The 20,126-nt window shown below is 44.7% G+C and carries 15 protein-coding genes, 1 tRNA gene and 6 pseudogenes; 4 read left to right on the top strand and 18 right to left on the bottom strand.

The features are described from left to right. Positions 1-7 precede the first annotated feature (7 nt). The 10 genes and pseudogenes from HV127_RS13330 to HV127_RS31695 all read right to left on the bottom strand — a co-directional run bounded on the left by HV127_RS13330 (position 8) and on the right by HV127_RS31695 (position 5,659). On the bottom strand, positions 8-1,114 hold the full coding sequence (locus HV127_RS13330) for an XRE family transcriptional regulator (protein ID WP_022631223.1): 1,107 nt from the start codon (positions 1,112-1,114) through the stop codon (positions 8-10). Further along, the gene (locus HV127_RS13325) at positions 1,095-1,745 is read right to left on the bottom strand and encodes a hypothetical protein (RefSeq protein WP_020323948.1); all 651 of its coding nucleotides are present in this window, start codon (positions 1,743-1,745) and stop codon (positions 1,095-1,097) included. The genes HV127_RS13330 and HV127_RS13325 overlap by 20 nt, the downstream gene beginning before the upstream one ends. Before the next feature lie 167 nt (positions 1,746-1,912). Then, positions 1,913-2,040: pseudogene (locus HV127_RS31700) on the bottom strand (single-stranded DNA-binding protein); the annotation flags it as partial. Next, positions 2,033-2,326, bottom strand: a complete 294-nt coding sequence (locus HV127_RS13320) for a hypothetical protein (RefSeq protein ID WP_023279819.1) — start codon at positions 2,324-2,326, stop codon at positions 2,033-2,035. The pseudogene HV127_RS31700 and the gene HV127_RS13320, both read right to left, overlap by 8 nt. 143 nt (positions 2,327-2,469) lie before the next feature. Further along, positions 2,470-2,914 (bottom strand): annotated as a pseudogene (locus HV127_RS13315) (DUF2280 domain-containing protein). Positions 2,915-2,917: 3 nt separating this feature from the next. Continuing rightward, positions 2,918-3,202: a hypothetical protein gene (locus HV127_RS13305; protein ID WP_023279821.1), complete on the bottom strand. Its 285-nt coding sequence runs from the start codon at positions 3,200-3,202 to the stop codon at positions 2,918-2,920. A 138-nt stretch (positions 3,203-3,340) separates the two neighbouring features. Continuing rightward, complete coding sequence (locus tag HV127_RS13300; protein ID WP_020323951.1) at positions 3,341-3,589, bottom strand: hypothetical protein; 249 nt, start codon at positions 3,587-3,589, stop codon at positions 3,341-3,343. 199 nt (positions 3,590-3,788) lie between these two features. Next, positions 3,789-4,340 carry a thioredoxin fold domain-containing protein gene (locus HV127_RS13295; RefSeq protein WP_020323942.1) on the bottom strand — a complete coding sequence of 184 codons (552 nt, stop codon included), beginning with the start codon at positions 4,338-4,340 and terminating at the stop codon, positions 3,789-3,791. Positions 4,341-4,507: 167 nt separating this feature from the next. Further along, positions 4,508-4,912 (bottom strand): annotated as a pseudogene (locus tag HV127_RS13290) (IS21 family transposase); the annotation flags it as partial. A 360-nt stretch (positions 4,913-5,272) separates the two neighbouring features. Next, the gene (locus tag HV127_RS31695; protein WP_022631219.1) at positions 5,273-5,659 is read right to left on the bottom strand and encodes a hypothetical protein; all 387 of its coding nucleotides are present in this window, start codon (positions 5,657-5,659) and stop codon (positions 5,273-5,275) included. Positions 5,660-5,816: 157 nt separating this feature from the next. On the opposite strand from HV127_RS31695, the gene HV127_RS13280 reads away from it, so the two are divergent. Both HV127_RS13280 and HV127_RS13275 read left to right on the top strand, forming a co-directional pair. After that, on the top strand, positions 5,817-6,062 hold the full coding sequence (locus tag HV127_RS13280; RefSeq protein ID WP_071604874.1) for a helix-turn-helix transcriptional regulator: 246 nt from the start codon (positions 5,817-5,819) through the stop codon (positions 6,060-6,062). Positions 6,063-6,915: 853 nt separating this feature from the next. Further along, complete coding sequence (locus tag HV127_RS13275) at positions 6,916-7,626, top strand: HGGxSTG domain-containing protein (protein ID WP_022631218.1); 711 nt, start codon at positions 6,916-6,918, stop codon at positions 7,624-7,626. A 247-nt stretch (positions 7,627-7,873) separates the two neighbouring features. Here HV127_RS13275 and HV127_RS13270 read toward each other — a convergent pair. The 7 genes and pseudogenes from HV127_RS13270 to HV127_RS13240 form a co-directional block, all read right to left on the bottom strand. After that, a pseudogene (locus HV127_RS13270) lies at positions 7,874-7,981 on the bottom strand (DUF2274 domain-containing protein); the annotation flags it as partial. 82 nt (positions 7,982-8,063) lie between these two features. Continuing rightward, on the bottom strand, positions 8,064-11,369 hold the full coding sequence (locus HV127_RS13265; RefSeq protein WP_249421909.1) for a VPA1262 family protein: 3,306 nt from the start codon (positions 11,367-11,369) through the stop codon (positions 8,064-8,066). A gap of 286 nt (positions 11,370-11,655) precedes the next feature. Continuing rightward, positions 11,656-12,515, bottom strand: a pseudogene (locus HV127_RS13260) (IS66 family transposase); the annotation flags it as partial. 18 nt (positions 12,516-12,533) lie between these two features. Next, a pseudogene (locus HV127_RS13255) lies at positions 12,534-12,797 on the bottom strand (transposase); the annotation flags it as partial. 338 nt (positions 12,798-13,135) lie between these two features. Next, positions 13,136-14,161 (bottom strand): IS110 family transposase, encoded by a 1,026-nt coding sequence (locus tag HV127_RS13250; RefSeq protein ID WP_001101446.1) that lies wholly within the window; start codon positions 14,159-14,161, stop codon positions 13,136-13,138. Positions 14,162-14,375: 214 nt separating this feature from the next. After that, complete coding sequence (locus tag HV127_RS13245) at positions 14,376-15,068, bottom strand: hypothetical protein (RefSeq protein ID WP_020323782.1); 693 nt, start codon at positions 15,066-15,068, stop codon at positions 14,376-14,378. After that, entirely contained in the window at positions 15,065-16,465 is a 1,401-nt protein-coding gene (locus HV127_RS13240) for an integrase family protein (protein ID WP_020323778.1), read from the bottom strand. The genes HV127_RS13245 and HV127_RS13240 overlap by 4 nt, the downstream gene beginning before the upstream one ends. 151 nt (positions 16,466-16,616) lie before the next feature. Between HV127_RS13240 and HV127_RS13235 the strand changes: the two genes are divergently transcribed. Beyond that, a tRNA-Thr gene (locus HV127_RS13235) sits at positions 16,617-16,688 on the top strand. A gap of 333 nt (positions 16,689-17,021) precedes the next feature. Here HV127_RS13235 and HV127_RS13230 read toward each other — a convergent pair. Further along, complete coding sequence (locus HV127_RS13230; protein ID WP_182236567.1) at positions 17,022-18,503, bottom strand: EAL domain-containing protein; 1,482 nt, start codon at positions 18,501-18,503, stop codon at positions 17,022-17,024. A gap of 1,003 nt (positions 18,504-19,506) precedes the next feature. Here HV127_RS13230 and HV127_RS13225 point away from each other — a divergent pair. Beyond that, positions 19,507-20,043, top strand: a complete 537-nt coding sequence (locus tag HV127_RS13225; RefSeq protein ID WP_182236565.1) for a fimbrial protein — start codon at positions 19,507-19,509, stop codon at positions 20,041-20,043. The last annotated feature ends 83 nt before the right edge of the window (positions 20,044-20,126 follow it).

Below are 20,126 nucleotides of genomic sequence, written 5' to 3'. Positions count from 1 at the left end.
AGGTGGGTTATCGAACTAACTGAAGAGTACCTCTCGGAATAATCAATGGCCGATTAATTGAAAACAAATCTCTTATTAACTCCTGGCTTAGTCCTGTCTTAGCAAGAATGTTAAGCCATGTTGCATCATCGAGCATATCGATAGCAGAAGAGAACATATTAGGTTCTTCAGATTTCAAAAGCTCATCCCCAGGCTCAACTTTGGTATATCCCTTTGAATTAAGATGAATATACCCAGTTCTTGCCTGCTCTTGAGTTAACAGGCCAAGAGATGTTGCTCGAAAGATGCACATTTTCAAACTGATCTTCCATCTAAGTTTGAAAGCAACTAATGCATTCCAATCAAATTGCTTACCTCTGATGCGAGGGAACTCTTTTATAAATGATAACCGAGGCGCGAGTAACGCACTGGAGAAACGATCAGCCTGTGATTCAGTAGTCTTATCACCAGTTATTATCCCTTCATGCATTACTAAATGCCCTAATTCATGACCTATATCAGAACGGAATCTACAAACACTTTTTTTCGCATTGTTCCGTATAATAACCGGTCTGTTGTTATGGACTGTAAATGCATCAACTTTATCATCAACACCCGTTACATAAGCAACAATCACACCAGCACTCTCAGCCAATTTAGCCATTGATGAGATAGGGCCAAGTCCAAGGTTCCACACTCGGCGGCATTCCTCAGCTACACGCTCAATATCGTTAAAGGTTTTCAGTTCAGCCCCTGGAAACTCAGGGATACTGACATCAGGAAACTCTATCTCTTCCTCTATTGCAGATATAATGATATTAAGTATCTCTGCCCTAGCCAAAACACTATTTGTGAGAGTTTGAGTTCGTGACTTTTTACTTCTGAAATGGCAAACATCACTTTCAAGTGCATATTTACGCTCAGAGTACAGAAAGTCAGGTTTTATTTTTAAAGCGTTCGCTATTAGTTCTAAAACCTGCTCTGTGGGTTTAAAACCCTTTTCCATTTTACTCACGAACTGTTTTGTTTTGCCTATTTTATCGGCAAGTTCTTCGCATGAAAGCCCAACAGCCATCCTGGCCAATTTGAGCTTATCCCCGCGATAGTCATCAAAGTTAATCACCTGATGTTCCATTACTACTCACATCCTGATCGTTTTCTTTTTTACGGCGACGAAGAAGAGCATCATCAATTTCAGCCTCACCAGGAAGGGAAGTTGAATCGACAGGAATAAGTGGTACTGTTACATTAGATTGATGAGTAACCATACTAATCTGAGCTCCATAACTATTAAAACCGACTAGTGCGACTTCCCACCTAGGCAATGATTGCTCTAACTCGTCGCCTTCCTCTTCGGTTATAAATGGCTCAGCCAGAATGCGCCACGTAATATCGTGCTCAGCTTCGACATCTCCAAACAATGAAAGCTGTTCGTGCTCCACTTTGTTGCGCAAAAGACGATGACGCTTTTTAGGATTGTCGATGCAATCCTTGGAAAACTGCAGCGGGACTTTATTTAAAGCCAATACATAATTCAATCCCTTGGATAGCATTTCCAGCCCCGGGATTGATGATTCGTTCTGGATCAGATGATTTCGCACCCAATCATACGCCCTCACCCCTTTTGACCAGTTACTATCCAATACATGCTGGTGATAGTAGAGCTGATCTAATACGCTGGCAATCTCAGACAGTAAGTGCTGAACATCAGCTTCAGCAAGGTAAGGCTGAAACTCCCAACAAGGTGCTAGCTGATTGTTACTCATCTTAAGTTTCGCCTTTTCCAGAATTCGTAAACCATATATTTTCGCATTTACTCTGTTTTGTCAACCAAGGTGTGCGAAAGTAATACATCTAAACATTACACATGCAGGCATATTCCAGTAAGGGCTCCACTACCTCCCCGGCCTGAGGGGAAGTAGCGGACATAGCTCGTCCAATGATTATGCTGCATATTGCCCGCCACGCTGACAAGATCGCCTTTACTGTGTTTTGCCAGCGCGTCACCTGCTTGCCAAAGGCAATGACGCCCAGCCAGAAGGTAGCCTCTCCGTTACTGATTCTGCTGGCGCCACTCTTTTACCATATCCTTCGTGACCTCCTTCTTGTAGCAGACAGGCGAATATCCTCCCGCTTTGCTCCAGGCGCTACGGCGGCCGCATGAGCTTCCGTTCCGTGCCGTATTGAATGGGCAAGCGCAGGTACCTGGGTAGGATGCTATAGAGTCGTCGATAATTCTTTGCTTAACCTGGTCATCAGTTAACTGGTTCGATTTGGCGATGGCCATATCTGACACAAAGACGAAAGCAGCAGCAAGTACGGAAATAGTGGCTAACTTGATGTTCATTTGGTTCTCTCCGGGCTGTAGATGAACATCCAAGGTATTCGTTGAAAATTTAGCCAACATTGATCTTTCGCAACTGCAGGTGGCGCCCTGCAAGAAAAGGTAGGTCAGGCTGGTGGCTAGATCTAAGTCAAAAGCATCCATTTTCAACTCATCATCTTTTTGAAGGCGTCAGCGGTTTCTTGTGGATTAATCCCTGCAGCCCGTGCTTGAGCGTTACTGCTGCTTTTGCCTGCTGTCTCCACGTTCAGCCGGCTGGTGTATATTCCGCTAACCTCTTTAGCGGCCTGCTCCAGAATATCGGCCGTCATTCCGAAGTTCTTCATGCTTTCGGCGTTTACAGCCATGCGGTTGAGAACGCGGAGATGATAGGCTTTATTGGAGATCGGAATGTCCGAGGTATCTTTATGGAAGCGTTCTCGGGTGACGTTGCATATGTCTACCCACTTTTGAGCCAGCCCCTTACTGCTGACCTTAGTCGGATCGTGTGATTCGACCTGCTGGCGGGTTATTTCAGCCAAATCTTTCCCTTACGGATTCCACGACCTGAGTAGGCGTCTCATGGCAAGCAATGGATTGGACAATAAATATTTTTCACTCAGCCATTAACGTTGCCATATTCCCCATACGTCCAGAACTATCCAGAATTCTCACGACCACCAGCCAGCAAATCACGCATCTGGCGGGCAGACGCTTTTTAAGCCTTAACAGCTCCAGTCTGGCGCGCGTGAGATCAGCTTTCGCTTTCTGCAACTCAAACCTCATGATGCGGTCAGTATGCAAGCCCATCATACCGTTGAGAAGTGCCATTTCCCGCCATGTCTCTGTTCCGTACTCTGGGTCGCTTTGTATTAGCAGCCCGAGATGTTCGGCCAGCATCAGGTTGCGTACCCTGCTTTTTAGCAACGGAGAAAGCTCGTAAGCCTCTTCAAGCGGGAAGAATGCATGCCGACTACGTTCACCGTGCTTAACCGCGTTCGTGTTGCGCCAGTATTGATGGCTGAAATTGGAAGAGGGTTAGCGACTTTCTTTCCCGACAGGATGTACAAAGTTAACTGCGCCACCCACCAGCAATGAAAAGGGGCTACGCATTGTCGCCCCGAACTGCCAGGCAGCAAAAACCAGAAAACCAACCAAGACAACGATGGACACATTCAGCACCCGCCGCTCAGCATGCAGTAACACGACAACGGCAACCGATAGCAGGATCAGCGTCACAGGCCAGCAAGAAGCAAGCGCAATGTACGACATCAACAGGTAATCCATTATCATGGTTCACCTCTTCATTTTGACCTGAACATCCAATCATTCGTCGAACAATACTCGTGGAATACTGCGCTAATGTTGCGACAGACAACCCAACTCAGAATTATTATCAACGCTAAGCGTGGTGAAGCTTCTCAGGGTTACTTAATCCACTATGAAGGAGTTACGGCCAATAAAATTATTTACGATTCTCATCTACTCACTGGAGTTCGGAGAGAATTTTATCCGGGGACACACTACCCAGGAAGGTGTGAGCAGACTTATCCAACACAACCATTGCAGGCGTTACGGTAACACCCAGTCGGTCAGCGAGCTCCGATTGTTTAATCACCAGATTTTTACATTTTTCTGAGTTATCGTTGCCTGGCAAAAAACCGGCCATGGCATTCTGAAGACTCTTTTGGCGATCGGACGCACACCAGACTCGCCCCATATCTTCGATAACCGAATCCTTGATGGATGTCGGCACCACCGTCAGAAACGACATTGTCAGTCCTGCGTCAGTATATTTTTTGATATTTTTAACGACATAGCTGCAATAAATACATTGGTTATCGACAAAAACTAACAGCCTGTGCTTTTCTGCGCCTGCCTGGAAAGTTATGGGTTCCAGCTCAGGTAAGGAGCGAGATATATCCTCGTAGGCCATCTGGGGGGTCGTATCAGAAGCAGATACTGACGAAGCCTGAACGCCTGAGCTGACTAAAACAAAAATACCTGCGGCTAATGATTTAAGAAAAAAATGCCTCATTCCCTCTCCCCCTTCCTGTTTATAATTCCAGGACGTTAACGCCCGGCTCTCGCCATAGTTAACTCCTTTTTTATCATTTGGAAAATACGATCGTTTCTGATTTATGCTGGCTTCATCATTGGGCAGTAGCAATTAGCTGCATGCCCGGTCTCATTTCCCGCTTTTCGGGTAAAGTCCGACAGACCGCGCAGGCCTGGCTGATGCAGTTGCCGGAACATCACTTCCTGTTCGGCACCATACTGCAGCTTACACTCGCGGACCCGCCGCTGCATCGTCCTGCGGAGGCTGCCAGGGTATTGACCGGGATATTTATCCTGCAGCATTTCCAGCAGGGTCGTGGGCATCAGAGCTGGTCTTTCCTTCAACAGGGGAACAAGCTCGATGTCCCAGACGGCCTCAAGCGGATCTTTACGCGTCCGCCAGTGACGATTACCGGTTTTAGACCACTGATCTTTTTCGATCCTGCGACCTGAGCGAACAGAGATACCGGCCTTCATGGCCGAGATATGCTGGGTTACACCTTTCTTACGCTGAGTCATGTAATAACTGACCTGATGAGTATTGAGCGTCACGCCATTTCCTGTGGGATCATGAACATGGTGCTCAGATTACAAAATCGGCCAGAATAATCAGCGCCAACCGGACTGAGTTATTGTCGTCTCATATATGGGGCCAGTTTAGATTTTCATTATGGGCACACCTCTGCGTACACGCCAATCATGCGCTTTGTTGCGTCTTTATGATATCCCATGATAACAAAAAAGCCCGGTATCTGCGGGCTTTAGGGGTTTCGTGCTGGTGGGTGAATCGTCCTGATAGCTTATTTGCTTTTCTTGATGTGAAGAATCAATGTGGCTATTGAATAGCCACAAGTGAGCTAATCGTTAGTTTTTTGAATTAAAAAATCGCATATATAATGAATATTATAAGTATTAATAACTCGAACAATGTATAGATGAGCCAATTTGATAGCAGTTGGTTTGTACAGGTTTATTCTGTTGCATGATTTGTCCTGCTGCCATCATTCTTTCCCCCGTTCCTGTATCGTGATAAATATTGGTGGCACCATATTGGACGACAAAGCCATTATTAAGTAACACTTTATAGTCGGCTTTATCCCATGACCAGTCGGACATAAACCGGTTTGCATAGGTCAACAGTTCAACTGTACCTTCTGTCTGCACACCATCAGGTGATCCTAGTCTGTCAATCACATCTGCACGACTCATTCCTTGGCTGATTTTAGCAAACTTCTCTCCTGTCACGCAGGCGGTTAGTACCAGTGTGACGAAACACAGGGTGACAACTCTTATGAACATATCAGAATCCTTCGAATAAAAATAAATTTCATTAAAACAATTCATTAACAATATTTGTAGCTAGTGCGAGAGTGTCTACTACAGTTGAAATGAGATTTAAAAGCAGTAGATTGATGTACTGTAGATGTTTAGACGACAGAAATCCACACTGTGTAGCATGAAAAACACTCATGCAAAACATCTACCAAATGCAAGGATTCGGATTTCTTTGAATCTTAAGAGGTTGCGTACAGAAAAAGGACTGAGTCAGGAAAAAACAGCCGAATTGGCGAATTTCCATCGTACCTATGTTTCTCAGTTAGAAAGATGCGTCACAAATATCAGCATTGATGGATTGGAGCGCTTGGCTTATGCCTTGGAAGTTGATGTCACAGAGCTTCTACGGATTCCCGATGCAGACTAAAATGCTGTAGTTAGGCTGTTGGCTTACCTGGTACATTCATTATAGGGTCTGAACGCCTCCTCAAGGCCCTTCTCTGCCGTTAACCCGTTGGGTTTGATATTGATTAGCCAATTATCATCGTGTGGGCTAAATCCCCGCCTTTTCCATTAAACTTCGGGCCGGGTGCCACTGTGTTTTCGGTTCATGTCTTACCATACTTACGAATGTACGCGTTTTATAAATACTATTGCTGTACTGTTATCCGTCAGCTATTCCACTGGAAACACTGGAAGTTGGCTACGGATGTAATACATCTCCTAGGTTTGGTATGGCATCCTTCAGGGTTTACTATCGAAGCACTTTGCACTGACCGTCGAGTATTTCTCAAAGTTGACCGACTAAGGTTGATTTTTGTGATAAATCGCGAGCATACGTCACTACCTTCCCGTTTAGAATGTGTCCTCATGTTGTGTCAATTGGCTTCCTCTAAAGCGGAGTCAGAGCATTTTATCTGGGTATTCACAGCGCAAAATTTGCGACTCTGCACAGTCAGTGTGTTGGATATGCGCAATCCAGCAAAAAAACCAATAAAAAAGCAAATAAAACAATTTGTTACGTCTCGTTTAATCTGTTAAGAAACAGCTGATTTTGCGCAAACTAAGATGCGAATTCATGGTGTTTCTTTTAATGATTTCGGAAATTAACGCTATAACTTCAGGCCAGAACCCTCATCGTGAAATACCTCGGGTTTTATTGTTCAGGCGCATAAATACTCCATGATCACCAAGGAGAACTGCACTTCATATGCTGGGATGTATTGTAAACTTCGCAATATACCCTACCCCATGAACAGTTAAGAATTGTTAAGGTTCAGATGATAAGTGACAAAGAGAAGTATAGGTTGCTGCGATTGTATAAAGCTGTGTTGAACAGAAATCATGAGGCACGTCTTGAGTGGCGAAAGCAATTTGATGAGGGTGACAGGGGAAACCTGCTCGACCAGATGCTGGTGGGAAGACACGAGCATCTGATATTACCACCAGAACCAGAATATGAGCCTTATCCTGATATCAGTGGCCTGCGGTGTGGTGCCAGAACCCGCTCAGGCACGGCCTGCAAAATTACAGCTATCTATTCCAACGGGCGCTGTAAATTTCACGGAGGCTTGAGTACCGGCGCGAAAACTAAAGGCGGCAGAGCGCGGCAATATGAGGGTTATTGTGCATGGCTGGAGAAACAACGGGCCAGCAAAGCTGGCAGGAAGCGAACGCGCAAATATGTCAGCGATGTGGCAAGAATTGGCTCTCTCATCTTGTCGAAGATCGGTGCTAGTGAAAAGGACAGAAAGTTACAGGCAGTAGACGGTATAGGCTTACGTATGTCAGGTGGTGCGCTGGTGGCAGAGTTGCCGAACAGCCATAGCATCACGGTACGACTGACGACCACCAGCCCGCAGTATGGTGGCGCCCGATGGTGGTATGTTTGTCCGACTTGCGGGAAGAGGAAAGCTTCTCTGTATTTTCTCGACGAATCGCTGTGCTGCCGTCAGTGTGCCGGGCTTCATTATGCTAGTCAAAGTAAATAATTGGCGGCATCAAGTCATTTAAAAATAGCTTGATGGCCGGAAGTCTATATAGGATGCGGGCTTAGCCCTACTTCGGACAGCTTTGCGAGGCTGCGGTGTTGTGGGCTGGGAGCCACATAAGAGCTTCGAGATAAAAAGCCGGACCGTGCAGCCTTGGGCTGCGCGGTCGAGGGATGACCACCAGCGGAAACCGGCAGCATCAGCTTGGCATTGACGGCGCGGCCTTGCCCGCGTCCTCCTTCCTGAATCACCGCTCCCCCGCTATGAAAGCTTCCAGTATGTGCGAAATCAGCGTCGCCGCACCGACAGCCTCCTCGTAGGTCTGCGCGTGAAGCGTGGCGTAGCGATCAAGGTCGAGGTCGGCTTTCTGGCTGGCCGGGTATGGGACCTGTTTGTAACTGCGATGGATTACGAAGGTCCCTTATTTTCGCCCTAGATCACCGTGGCTCGATTGCTCTCTGAATAATTTGATGAAGACCATGTGACCCAATCTGTTCGGGATCGCCATTTACATAAGTGAGCAGGTCTTTGCTTGAACTCCAGCGCCAAGTTGAGGGGCTGATTCGTTCAATAATTTCTTCGCTTTCAAGCAGAAGTTCATTCAACAGTGGTAACTCATCAGGCACCAATGTTTTAATCCTACGAGCGAGCGCATAGAGCCAGAGGTTTACTTGGTGCGCATTGTTGTAGGATTTACAGCTTATCTGCGCGCTCATCGGCCGCCTGATGGTCCGAGCCAGTGCATCAAAGACATTCCTAAGTTCTCTGACAATCTCCACTCGATCTGCTGAGACTAGGTATTTGGTCGCAATAGCCAGCTCATCGGTGAATGCACCGTCCGCATCTAGAGTAAAATAGAGACTCTCATTCTTGAGTGCTGTACGCCATTGGGTAGTCAGCTCTGTCAACCACTGATGGGCAACTTGAGTGATATCGATTGTTCTTTTTTCCAGCATGGGTACGAGCATGGATTCAAGAATCCAGGGCGTGAAATGGTGTAGCCTGCCGAGGCGTCCCCGAACAGGTTGAAGAATATCCTTGAGCTCATCGTCCGCGAGAGGAGCCTTTAACGATTGGATTAAACAAGCGATGAGTTGTGGTTTAATCTCCGAATTAAGGTAGTTGGCTTCGTTGATCAGCCAGCACAAAATGATACGTCGAACAGTGGCTGATTCGATATGGTCGATTTTTGAAAGGGCTTCAATTCCCCAGACTCCCCTGTTAAGGGCGTTTTCAAGAGCATGAAGCCCTATCCAGATTATTACACTCACATTGCTCTGCAAAAGCGCATCAATTTGCTCATGATGCTTGTCAAAGCTGACGCACAAACAAATATGCTTAAGGGCTTCAACCACAAGCGCGTGAGTACGAGGAGACTTGATTGGTTCAGAGAATATTGTGTTTAACCAAGATACCAACTGCTTTGGAGCTTGCGACCATAGGAGTTGTATGGAGTAGTAATCGCTCCATGAGGTATCTACGGGTGAATATGTGAATGTACTGAACGGATCATTTTTTGAAAGCAGTAGTGCTGTAAGTCCCTGTGAACAGTAGTGTTCAATGTCAAGTTGTTTTTTTGTGAGACGTGGTTGCAGTGCTTTTGCTCTGGAGGGAGAGATGTGCTCCAACAGTGCAACCTTCACAAGTTCGGATAATACTGATTGCTCCTTGTTGTAGAGGCTACCTGCATAGCGACTAGCCGGGGAGTTGGCTATGACATAACCAAGGGCATCCCAAGCTGAGTGGAAATCTGCTATTGGCAACCCTTCAGTCCAGAATTTGGCGGGAAGAGCGTCAAAGCGATCTCCGTCAAGTTTCCCATCCTTAATATATCCTTTAGCACTCATCTGCTCCATGAGTACAGCTCCTGACAAGTTTGAAAGCTGCTCATCATCAAGCCACCAAGCTAGCACGCTACCAGCGCATGGTAGCTCAGCAAATGAGGAATTGTGATTTAGTCCTTTAGGCTTCTCCTCCTCACATGGGCTAATATCGGCAGAATTGAAAATTATTCTTGCAGGAAGGTGGGGATTACACTCTCCATAGAGTGTACTTTGGATAATCTGATCAACGTACTCAAATACTTGCGGAATCACGTCCAGAGGAATAGGGGTTACCAATAGAGGATGTTTCTCGCTGGCCCTCTGAACTGAATTGGAAAGATGGTACCCAGCTAACGGCTGACCATTGGCTGAGCGAATGAGGATCATGCGGTCGTGGAGTTTTTTATCTGGTACTGAGAGTATTTTGAGGCAAACACTTCCAAAGTAGCCATTATTCCAACCTGAACATCTCGCTAGAAGATTTTCAACACGGTTGGGCTCATCGGCCTCTTTTATGCTGTCATCATTCGACATTTTTTCCGTCGTGATGACAAGGTAATCAGCAGTAGCAGTGCCCAGTCGGTTGAGAAGCTCAATCCCTACATCCTCCATAAATGGGTCGATCCAAGCAATTTTCGCGTCGTGGTGCCGTTCGAAAATGCCTTTGAGCCAGTCTATCAACTCGAGACGGCTCATACCGCTGCTGTCGTTGAGAGTAGGAAAGAACCGTCCGTCGGATTTCTTGGGGCATAACTGTTTGACTCTGTTCTGGATGAGCCAGTTGAGTGGAACCCATGGATCATCCGCATACCCGCCCATTTGTGACCGAGACGGACGACTAATAGCACGCCCAATCTGTCCTGCTGTCTCCAGTCTGGCCCTTTCCCTTTTCGGTACTTTTTTTGCCAACCATTCGAATTGGTAGTTTGCCCTAATGGGTTCGACTAACTGCATGTTGAGATTCATTTCGCGCACAAATTCTGCGCCGGTTTGAAGCAGGAGGAATGATTGCTCACCATTTATTCCAAGCGCATAAACCTCCATTGTATAAGCTGTGCTAGCTTGGTCCTGAAACACTTTGAGTTCAAATGTGTGATGGAGAGGATATGAAGCATTCTTGCTGAGGTTGGCGATATAAGAGGACTGAAGGCCACCATCACTGTACGCCTTGACAATAACCAACAGATCGGAAGGTTCCCGGGTTAGTGGTTCGAATAGCGTCAGAGATGACTGCTGCCCCTTCAAAGATACGTCATACTTGCTGCGCTCTGAAGCATTGAGCCCAGGAGCACAGATGAACTCAAAGTCTCCAATTCGCCAAGAGTCAATTGTGGAGAAGTCTAAGCCAGTATCTGCATCCAATACTTGGCATGCAAATTTGGCAATCTTCATGTCATATCCTTCCAACACACTGAATAATTTTGATTTTTCTCTTGGAGAAATTGCGCCGCTGTCAACACTGGAATAGCTGGTCGGGCTTAGCCGATTAGTTTGAAATCTATAATAATCGCGTGTCGGCAAATGCATTACAGGGCGAGTGATAGGATTCACACAAAATGTACTTGTTCCTATCGCCTTAGCCAATTTGTCGCTGATATGCAGCCCGGAGAATTGGCAAGATTTCTGAAACGTCTCTCCGCAGATGAAGTGCTCAAGGAAAGTCCTCAGTCTCTCGGTAGAGGTATGAAGTGTCAAGGCGTGAGTTCTGACTGAGCAATTCTCAGTAAGTGGCATTTTGGAACTAACGCTCCCGCTCCAACTGTTTGATTGGTAGTTTCCTGATAGTGACCGACCATACAGAAAACGTAGTTCACTTGAATCTTCCCACTCGATCTCCAATAGCCAGATTTGGCTTACAGTGAGATTTTGATCATCTCCGAACAAGTCATATAGCCTAGAGTCTGAAAGCAACGCGCACATTGGACTCGTCATAGGGTCTCCTTTGTAGTGCTGAGTAAAAAGTGGATATAGATATGTGGCGCTGGCTGGAAGTAAACTGGCCCCCTGAATCTCCAGCCTATTGTTATCACTTAAGTTAGTGATAGTCGGTAAGTGTCAACGAAGTTGTCACACCTGAGGTTCACTATGCGGCCTGCTTTTCCCGCTCCGCGTTCAGCGTTACCTCCGCTTTCCACTGCCAGTTTCGCGTTCAGCTCCGCCAGCTTAACCGTAAGCTTACAGCGAGAACCTCATTGACGGAGATGTGTTATTCAGCTGGCAGGCTTACTCGCCATGGTAACAGCTCGTGGACAGATTGACTGGCCAGTCAGCTATGACGTTGAGGACATGACGGAGGTACCTCTCTGGATCCACGCCGTTCAATTTGCACGTACCGATCAGGCTGTACAACAGCGCTCCGTGCTCACCGTGGTCGGAGCCGAAGAACAGGAAGTTCTTGCGACCCAGACTGACCGTCCGCAGGGCATTTTCAGAGATGTTGTTATATGCTTCAGCCCAGCCACCCTCTGCATAGTACGTCAGTGCCGGCCACTGGTACAGGGCGTACGCGAACGCCTTCTCCAGCTCTGAGTGCCTTGAGGGCGTTTTCATCTTTTCACGCAGACAGCTTTCCAGGGCTTTCAGCTGTGGTTTAGCTTTTTGCTGACGTTCAGCAAGGCGCTGTTCTGTCTGCATTCCCCTTATTTCCGCCTCAACGGTATACAGCTCGCCGATACGTTTCAGGGCTTCCTCCGTCAGGACTGACGGAGTGCGGACCTGTACGTTGTGGATCTTGCGGCGGGCGTGAGCCCAGCAGGCTGCTTCCATTATTTTTCCATTGAGGTACAGCTCGCTGAACCCAGCGTACGCGTCCGCCTACAGCACGCCGCTGAAGCCAGCAAGATGGGTCTGCGGGTGGAGGCCTTTTCTGTCCGGGCTTTAAGCGAACCACACCGCTGGCGCAACTGCTGAGCCGGCGTTGCGATCATCACGAACGTACGTCCACAACCGCACAGTCTTCGTCTTCTTATTACCCTGCAGCAGCAACGGGACGGGGGTATCATCAGCATGGAGTTTGCCGCCGGTCAGGACATAGTTATGAAACACCTCTTCCTGCGGGGACAGCAACCATCAATCCGGATAGTGCAGCGGAATGCCCGTCAGGGAGAAAATGGAATCAATGAACCCCTGAGCAGTCCGCAAGGTCAGCCGGAATACGCGTTTAATCACCAGAACGGTAGTAATGGCAAGGTCAGAATAGCGCTGAGGTCCTCCGCGTGCTGAAGGCGTTGCAGACTCATACCATGCCTGAACAGCCTAACCATCTAGCCAGGAAGCGAGGGAGCCGCGATTGATAAGTGCTTTGTTGTAAGTGCGCCAGTTGTTGATTCGGAACTTCTGCTTTGCCACGGAACTACCAGGGTTGTCAGGGAATGTGTGATCTGAACCTTCAACTCAGCAAAAGTTCGATTTATTCATAGATGGTCGCCTCCTGTTTGCCAAGCTAAATATGTTGTGGTGGCTTTACTGGTCATCGATTGCAGCCATAGATCCGGACTTTGCCGAGGTGATGTAAAATACCTCTGTCCCTGATGGAATACGCTGATGGAGGCCTCTATCAACAAAGCGCTCTTTCAGGAGCCTTGAATAAACCGGGTTTTCCCCATCGCGGTCTGACCTGTCTTGCCATCACTTCATGCTTGCCTGGGCAATCGGTGGTGTTGTTTCTGTCTTACTGATTAAGCAACTTAAGCGCTTATTATTGGTGCACAATACTCCCGCTCTTTGGCCAGGAGCGCCCACACAGTCCGCGCATTCTTGTTAGCCAATGCTACCGAGGCAATGTTGTTATTCCGGCGCGCCATTAGCTGGTTAGCCCAGCTCGATACGGCATCCTGTTTATGTTTGGCCGACTGCAATACCGCCCTGGCACCATGGATAAGCAAGGTCCTCAAATAGGTATCACCTCGCTTGCTTATCCCGAGCAGGACTTGTTTACCCCCACTGGAGTGCTGACGTGGAACCAATCCGAGCCAGGCAGCCAGTTGTCGGCCATTCTCGAAATTGTTGGCTTTACCAATGGTCGCAATCAGCGCGCTGGCGGTAACAGGGCCAATACCAGGGATCTTGCCGATACGCTGGCAGAGAGCATTTTGCCGATAGCACTGCTCAATCTGCTTGTCGAGTGTAGCGATGACATCGAACAGGTACGCCATGTGGTGCTGTAGTAGACTCAGCTGTGTACGAAACAGGACGGGTAACGGGTTATCCGCATCTTCCACGAGCTCAGGTAATCGTCGCTGTAGCTGCTGGATACCTCGGGGGACGACAATGCCAAATTCGGCCAATAACCCCCTGATTTGATTGGCTTGTGCGGTTCGCTGTTTGATGAAGCTCTGACGACTCCGGTGAAGTGCCAATACGGCTTGCTGCTCAGCGGTTTTGACCGGCACGAACCGCATGTTAGGTCGAGTGACGGCTTCACAAATAGCTTCAGCGTCTGCAGCATCATGCTTATTGGTTTTAACATAGGGTTTGACGAACTGAGGGGCCATCAGTTTGACATTATGGCCCATCGATATCAGTTTATTGGCCCAGAAATGAGCAGATGCACAGGCCTCCATGCCGATCAAACAGGGTGGGATGTTGGCAAAAAAGGAGGCCATTTGTGCCCGTCTGAGTTGTTTGTTGAACAACCGTTTTCCGTGCTCGTCAACCCCATGGATCTGGAAAACGTTTTTTGCCAAATCGATTCCAATAGTTTTAACGTTCATGATAGCAGCGCTCCGTTCAATGAGTGACGATTTATCGTCCCACTGTGGCACAAGAGATGGGAGGCGACCATTCCATTAACAAAGCCACTTAGATGCTGTTTGGTTTTTTTATTTCATTATCAGATTTTCGTTCGTATCGATTGATTGGTTTAATAGTGTTATAAAGCATAGCTCAACCAGCTCAAATCTGAGCTAATACAAATATTCAATAATATTATTGTTTATTTTTGATTTTCCCTTTGCCTCTCATTTTTTTCCATCGATATTCAAAAATTTCCTTGCGGCTGAACTCATTGGATAGTTTGTTCCATACATCCTTTTTGATTCCCTGCTTGCCGTTTTCTTGGTAGATCTCCAATGGTTCATATCCTAAATCTCTAATGGCTTTAAGAATAAGTATTTCGTGACGTTGATCCATGCTGGTTTTTTTATCTTCTCCATTTTTACTCGCAGAGGGGAAATAGTCATTTATCTGTTTTTTTAATTCAATTACAGTCGATTCCCGAAGCTTTTCCATTTCCTTTTTATAATGCTCCACATACATTTCTTTTGCTCTTTTTCTATTGCCGCTTTCGTTAATTTCGAGTCTCTCGATATCTTCAGATTCTTTTTCTATCTTCGTGATTAATCCAAATCCGAAAAATTCAATATCAACAAGAAAATCAACTAAATCATCTCTTTCGCATGGGATAGTAATGGCCGGTTTTGTGTAATCTCCTGTTGGATGATTAATTAAAATATGAAGCTCCTCTTTTGTTAACGAATCTCTTATCTCTTTGTTTATTTCTGAAGGAGGCGTTACCCATATACCATCTTCCTTTAAGGTCATTCCTGGTGCAGGCCAATCGTTACAATCACAAGGCTCTATATCAAAGATCATCATAATATCGATAAATCGAACTTTCATTTTTCAATTCTCGCTTGTGAGTTTTCAACCAAACGGATATGTGTTTTTTCTTTTTCAGGTGTGACAAAAAGTATCCCGGCCTGTTCAAGCACCCACTCTTCAATCTTAGTATGCCATTTGCGCAATAAATCTATTGGTCTGCGACGGTAGTGCTTTTCAGCTAACGCGCTGGGTTTGTGGCCCATGATTTGAGCAACAATCCCTACAGGTACTTCAATCCATTCGGAAAGAGTCCCGAAAGATCTTCTTAATCCATGCAGGCTGATGTGTGGTAAGCCTGCATTTTCCAATGCCCGATTATGTGCAAGGCGAGGTTCTTTGATACGCCCATCAGTGCTGCGGGCACTGGCGAAAACGTAGGGGTTATCTGTTATGCCATCGTTCAACTTTTGACGTGGTAAACTGTGAGCCAACATTGAAACATATGGCGTCAGCGGTATAACCCTTTCTCCCTCAATTTTGTCCCTGATAGTCATACTGTGCCATTTAAAATCAATGTCATTCCATTTTAGGTTCGCCAGTTCTTCTCGGCGAGCGCCAGTCAGCAGTAGGATTTGTAGGTAGTTGGAAATTGTCCGGTTGCTTAGTTGCTGCACTGCAGCGAACCAGTTGGCTAGCTGTTCTCGTTGCAAGCAATCATCTTTAGTTTCAGCACGAGCTAAGTGCTCTTTTACTTCATGGGACAGGCATACGTTCTTGTCCGCCAACCCAGACCATGGGCTTTGTTCAAGCCAAGATAAAAAAGCACGCAGCAACCGATAAGCATGGGCTGCAACACTAGGACGTTCATTACTTTCATGTTGTAGCCACTCGGCGAGTTTAGCCGCATTTAGTTCTTTGAGACGCAAGGGCATTAAAGAGGCTAGGGGGCCTGCAACTGTTTTACCCTTACCTCGGGTCTTTGATTTTCCACCAGGGGTAGAGAGATTGAAATGGTCGGTGATATAGCGAGGTGAACGTAGTTTGCCCGTTTTTGGGCTGCGAGTAGTTTTCAGGTGTTCTATGTAAGCCGACCATGCAACCTGAAGCGTAGTAGTTTCTCGTTCAGCCTGCATGAACTTTTCTTCTGCCGCTTTGCGACGTTCCTCTTTGGCTTCTCGTGGATCTATACCTGTATCGCACAGAGCTTGTAAGCGACGAGCTTCCTTACGGGCATTATTCTCTGAGCTATCTGCGGGGCCATCCAGACGCCACACTTTTACACTGCCGATAGTTATTCGCAATGACTTACCATGGACCCTGCTTTGGAATATGAATGCCTTATCTCCTGTTGCAGTAATTCGTAAACCTAGACCTGGCACCTCACTGTCCCAGTAGAAGGTTTGTACTTTGTTGGCGTCAGCTTTGGCTTTGTCGATAACACTGGTTGTGAGTTTGATGCGATTAGAGTTAGACATTAATTTTCACTCGATTACACGAACTTTCATGTAAGCTATATGTAAGCATTTGACGGGTATTAAGGTCAATGGTTATCCATGCAAATACATCTTTGATTTTATTTAATTCATTGTTATTATTGTATTTTTATATTTTAATCAACGTTAATGAATAAAAATAAATGATTGTTTTTTCGCATTCGTAATGCGAAGGTCGTAGGTTCGACTCCTATTATCGGCACCACACATTTAAATAATTAAAAATCAATAAGTTAGACTAAAACTCTGCTTTCCGCTTATCTATAAGAATTGGTTAAATCATTTCTCATTAGTACATTTTTTTATAAAATCTCCGTTAGTTACTTCTGATATTTATTCATCATGGTATGTCGCAGAACTTGCTCTTAACCACACAGATTCGGTTACCCGTACATATAGCAAACGGGCTTGAGAAAACTTAATACTAATAACATCGATATTGTCGCTCAAACAACTTGCATGCGGGCGACATAATTCAGAAGACAAAGGATCCTTGCAGTTGCATGGACCCTTTGTGCGGTAATAAAAAACATGATGTTTATATATTAAATTTGCTAATGAATTCCGATAAGTAGTTTTCAGTAATAGGTTCAGATATCAGATTACCCTGATAGTAGGATATCCCGGCATCACTCAGAATTGTAATCTTCTCCGTCTCGTCAACTCCTTCTGCAACGCAATACCGGTTAGTCAATTTGCAGTAGTATGAAAGACTTTTCACTAAGGCAAGAGCTTCCACATCCTGATTTAAAGCATCAACAACACTCATATCCAGTTTGTAGCCATTAAATTGAAATTTCCGTATCGGAAAAATAACGCTATTACTTGAAAAACAATCATCAAGGACAATGCAAAATCCTAGTTGTTGTAAATAAGACAGGTTTTTAATAGCTTGTTCATTTTGGTATAAATCGTTCTTCTCGTTAATTTCCAATACGAACTTTGCTGCCAAGTCCGGAGAGAGCAACTTCTTTTTTGCCTTTTCCAGCATGCGCACGAGCCCCTCATTATCAATGGTACTGGATGCAACATTAATGGAGAAAAAATATTTTCCTTCATAAAAGTTAATGTAGCTCACCGTTTTTTGTATTAAAAAAGCTGTAAGTATTATCCAGACATAAGTAGAGTGCAATTTTGGGAGAAAATTGGCTGGCATCAGAACCTGACCGTTACTATACCATCTTATCAGGAGCTCAAACCCCTCTAATTCATCAGTCCCCTTAGTTACAGGCTGTAAAACAACAAATAACTCATTACAATATAATGCATGCGCAAACTCTCGCTCAAATGGCGTCAGTGCGTTCAACATATTTATCCTCTCAATCTGCATCTCAGCTTTTTCACGAAAACTCCAAAACAGAAAGGGGACTATCCCCACCATTTTCTTTATCCCAGATAATCTCTGGTTATAGACTGTTTTTTTACTTACTCCAAGCAAATCAGCCTGTGAGGTAATGCTATCACCATTAAAAGCACTAGACATAACTTGTAACTCTTTTTTAGATAATCCATCTTTCTTACTTTGATTTAATATACCCTCCTCTTTTCCAAGAAAAATGTCTTCGAAAACGGCCACATCTTGTATGAGTGGACACAGAGTCCTTTCTGGCAGTAAAAGCTCAGAGAGCTTTTCACATGAGAGATCCGATGGTGCAATATGGATAGAAGAATGTGATATTTTACTTTTCACCACTTGCGATTTGATCACATTCCAAATCCAGAATGATGGAATCCGGCTAAGAATCAGAACCCAAAACATATACCTGGAATTATTCATTAGAGACACTAAATACTTTAAAGTTGATAGCATCAAATAGGGTTCATCAGGAATAAATACGACTATGCGCTCATGCTTACCAATTTCTAATAATTGTGCATCATTCTGGTTTTCTACATCTAATATAGTAACATCCCTCGGATTATCAAGCATACCAAGCAACCCGCAGGTAGTCATTACACAAGGGGATAAAATATAATCAAAATGTCTATTCCGGACATATTTTATATCTTTAGCACACATCCTTGCCTCATAATTTGCTTTATAAAAAACATTCCTATAAAAATTAGTCATATCAAAATAAATATTTCGTAACTGAATCGGTACATTTAAATGAAAATATCATGACAAAAATAAAAACATAATATTCCATTGACTTCCCCCAAGGAAAATACAAGTGAGACATTACGAAAAATTAATTTACAGATAATATTCCCATCGGGATTAGATTCATCAAAAATTCTAAATTAATGATGATTTCGATGTCACTAAAAATAAAAAAAATTAACATTTTATTTCATTTTATTTACTTACAAAAAAGATAACAAACCCTCCTTTACATTAATTATAGAAATCCAGGCTAGCCATCAAAATGCAAAAAAAGATCCATCCCTGCCTAGGTGGGGATTACCTCTCTGGAATACAAGGATATTCATCGCGTCACGAATGAGTGTAATTTTCATTACATTCCTGACCGACAAAAACAAGAGGAAAACAAGGAGAATACAAGAATCACAACATTGTTAGTTATTTGCACTCAATCGCACAACCTCTGACCATTATGTGCAACAAAATAAAAATAACAAACTTTATAGTGACATTCACGTTTTTTAGGATTCTTCCCAAAGAAGAGCGTTTTGTTGATTCTTTTGGGAAGAATCTGATTTTATAAAAAAAACATCAAAAAAATTAAAGTAACCAATTTTGCAACATATAATGGACCGCATTATTTATAGAGATTAATTTTTAGCCTTTCAATTCATAAGGGAAAAAGCCAATTTTTCATGTAGATTCACCGTCATAAATATCATTGTAAGTAATTGATTTAAAAGACTTTAATCACCATGATGATTTTAATAATTTAAATATCAGTACCGCAGGCTATAGAAGGACCAAATATCATATGTTATTCAGGTTTTCCATAGACTAACCGCACTCACTCAATATTATTTCACTCACTTTTTAATAATGCTCGCACTGTAAATAACTGCGAAGTACACCTGTCAGGAAAACAAAAGGAAATTATATGAAAGTCAAACTGTTAGCTATCCCACTAGCGATATTAACCACATCAGCTTTAGCTGCATCCAATAACACCGTTCAGTTTCAGGGCGAAGTTAATGCGCAGACCTGTACGGTTAATATAAATGGCAACTCAACGGCACCTATCGTGTTGTTACCAACGGTATCAACCGCAGATCTTGACACTGCGGCAAAAACAGCTGGTGATACAAAATTTACGGTGAACGTGACGGGTTGTGCCTCAAGTGCGGCCACCATCAAAACCGTCTTTGCTGGCAATAACGTGACAGCAGCTGGAAATTTAGGTAACACAGCAACTTCACCTGCCGCAAACAATGTATCCATCCAAATTGTCGATAGTGATGGTTCCACCCCGCTTTCATTTGTCAACGGTTCTACGGTAACGACAACTGAGTTTACCAAAGCGGAAAGTAGTACGACGGGTTCTCAGGAACTGACGGCCAGATACTACGCCGAATCAACGGGTGTTACTGCTGGTAAAGTTGTTGCATCTGCGCAGTACTCCATTTCATACCAATAATAAATAAAAAAGGCACACATAACGTGTGCCTTTAAAGAAGACTATGATGATAAAATACCTGCTTCCATTCATATGTACCTTTT

Source organism: Klebsiella sp. RHBSTW-00215 (genome assembly GCF_014103785.1).
In the GTDB taxonomy this organism is placed as follows: domain Bacteria; phylum Pseudomonadota; class Gammaproteobacteria; order Enterobacterales; family Enterobacteriaceae; genus Klebsiella.
Note: the sequence above shows the minus strand (reverse complement) of the source record. Positions and strands in the feature narration are given on the sequence as shown.

What these genes read in the sequence shown, in the direction of transcription:
- HV127_RS13265 (WP_249421909.1), bottom strand. Translation starts at nt 11,369, where the DNA reads ATGTGCGCGTTGCTTTCAGACTCTAGGCTATATGACTTGTTCGGAGAT.
- HV127_RS13275 (WP_022631218.1), top strand. Translation starts at nt 6,916, where the DNA reads ATGATAAGTGACAAAGAGAAGTATAGGTTGCTGCGATTGTATAAAGCT.
- HV127_RS13280 (WP_071604874.1), top strand. Translation starts at nt 5,817, where the DNA reads ATGAAAAACACTCATGCAAAACATCTACCAAATGCAAGGATTCGGATT.
- HV127_RS13320 (WP_023279819.1), bottom strand. Translation starts at nt 2,326, where the DNA reads ATGAACATCAAGTTAGCCACTATTTCCGTACTTGCTGCTGCTTTCGTC.
- HV127_RS13240 (WP_020323778.1), bottom strand. Translation starts at nt 16,465, where the DNA reads ATGTCTAACTCTAATCGCATCAAACTCACAACCAGTGTTATCGACAAA.
- HV127_RS13250 (WP_001101446.1), bottom strand. Translation starts at nt 14,161, where the DNA reads ATGAACGTTAAAACTATTGGAATCGATTTGGCAAAAAACGTTTTCCAG.
- HV127_RS13325 (WP_020323948.1), bottom strand. Translation starts at nt 1,745, where the DNA reads ATGAGTAACAATCAGCTAGCACCTTGTTGGGAGTTTCAGCCTTACCTT.
- HV127_RS13230 (WP_182236567.1), bottom strand. Translation starts at nt 18,503, where the DNA reads ATGTGTGCTAAAGATATAAAATATGTCCGGAATAGACATTTTGATTAT.
- HV127_RS13305 (WP_023279821.1), bottom strand. Translation starts at nt 3,202, where the DNA reads ATGCTGGCCGAACATCTCGGGCTGCTAATACAAAGCGACCCAGAGTAC.
- HV127_RS13225 (WP_182236565.1), top strand. Translation starts at nt 19,507, where the DNA reads ATGAAAGTCAAACTGTTAGCTATCCCACTAGCGATATTAACCACATCA.
- HV127_RS31695 (WP_022631219.1), bottom strand. Translation starts at nt 5,659, where the DNA reads ATGTTCATAAGAGTTGTCACCCTGTGTTTCGTCACACTGGTACTAACC.
- HV127_RS13295 (WP_020323942.1), bottom strand. Translation starts at nt 4,340, where the DNA reads ATGAGGCATTTTTTTCTTAAATCATTAGCCGCAGGTATTTTTGTTTTA.
- HV127_RS13300 (WP_020323951.1), bottom strand. Translation starts at nt 3,589, where the DNA reads ATGGATTACCTGTTGATGTCGTACATTGCGCTTGCTTCTTGCTGGCCT.
- HV127_RS13330 (WP_022631223.1), bottom strand. Translation starts at nt 1,114, where the DNA reads ATGGAACATCAGGTGATTAACTTTGATGACTATCGCGGGGATAAGCTC.
- HV127_RS13245 (WP_020323782.1), bottom strand. Translation starts at nt 15,068, where the DNA reads ATGAAAGTTCGATTTATCGATATTATGATGATCTTTGATATAGAGCCT.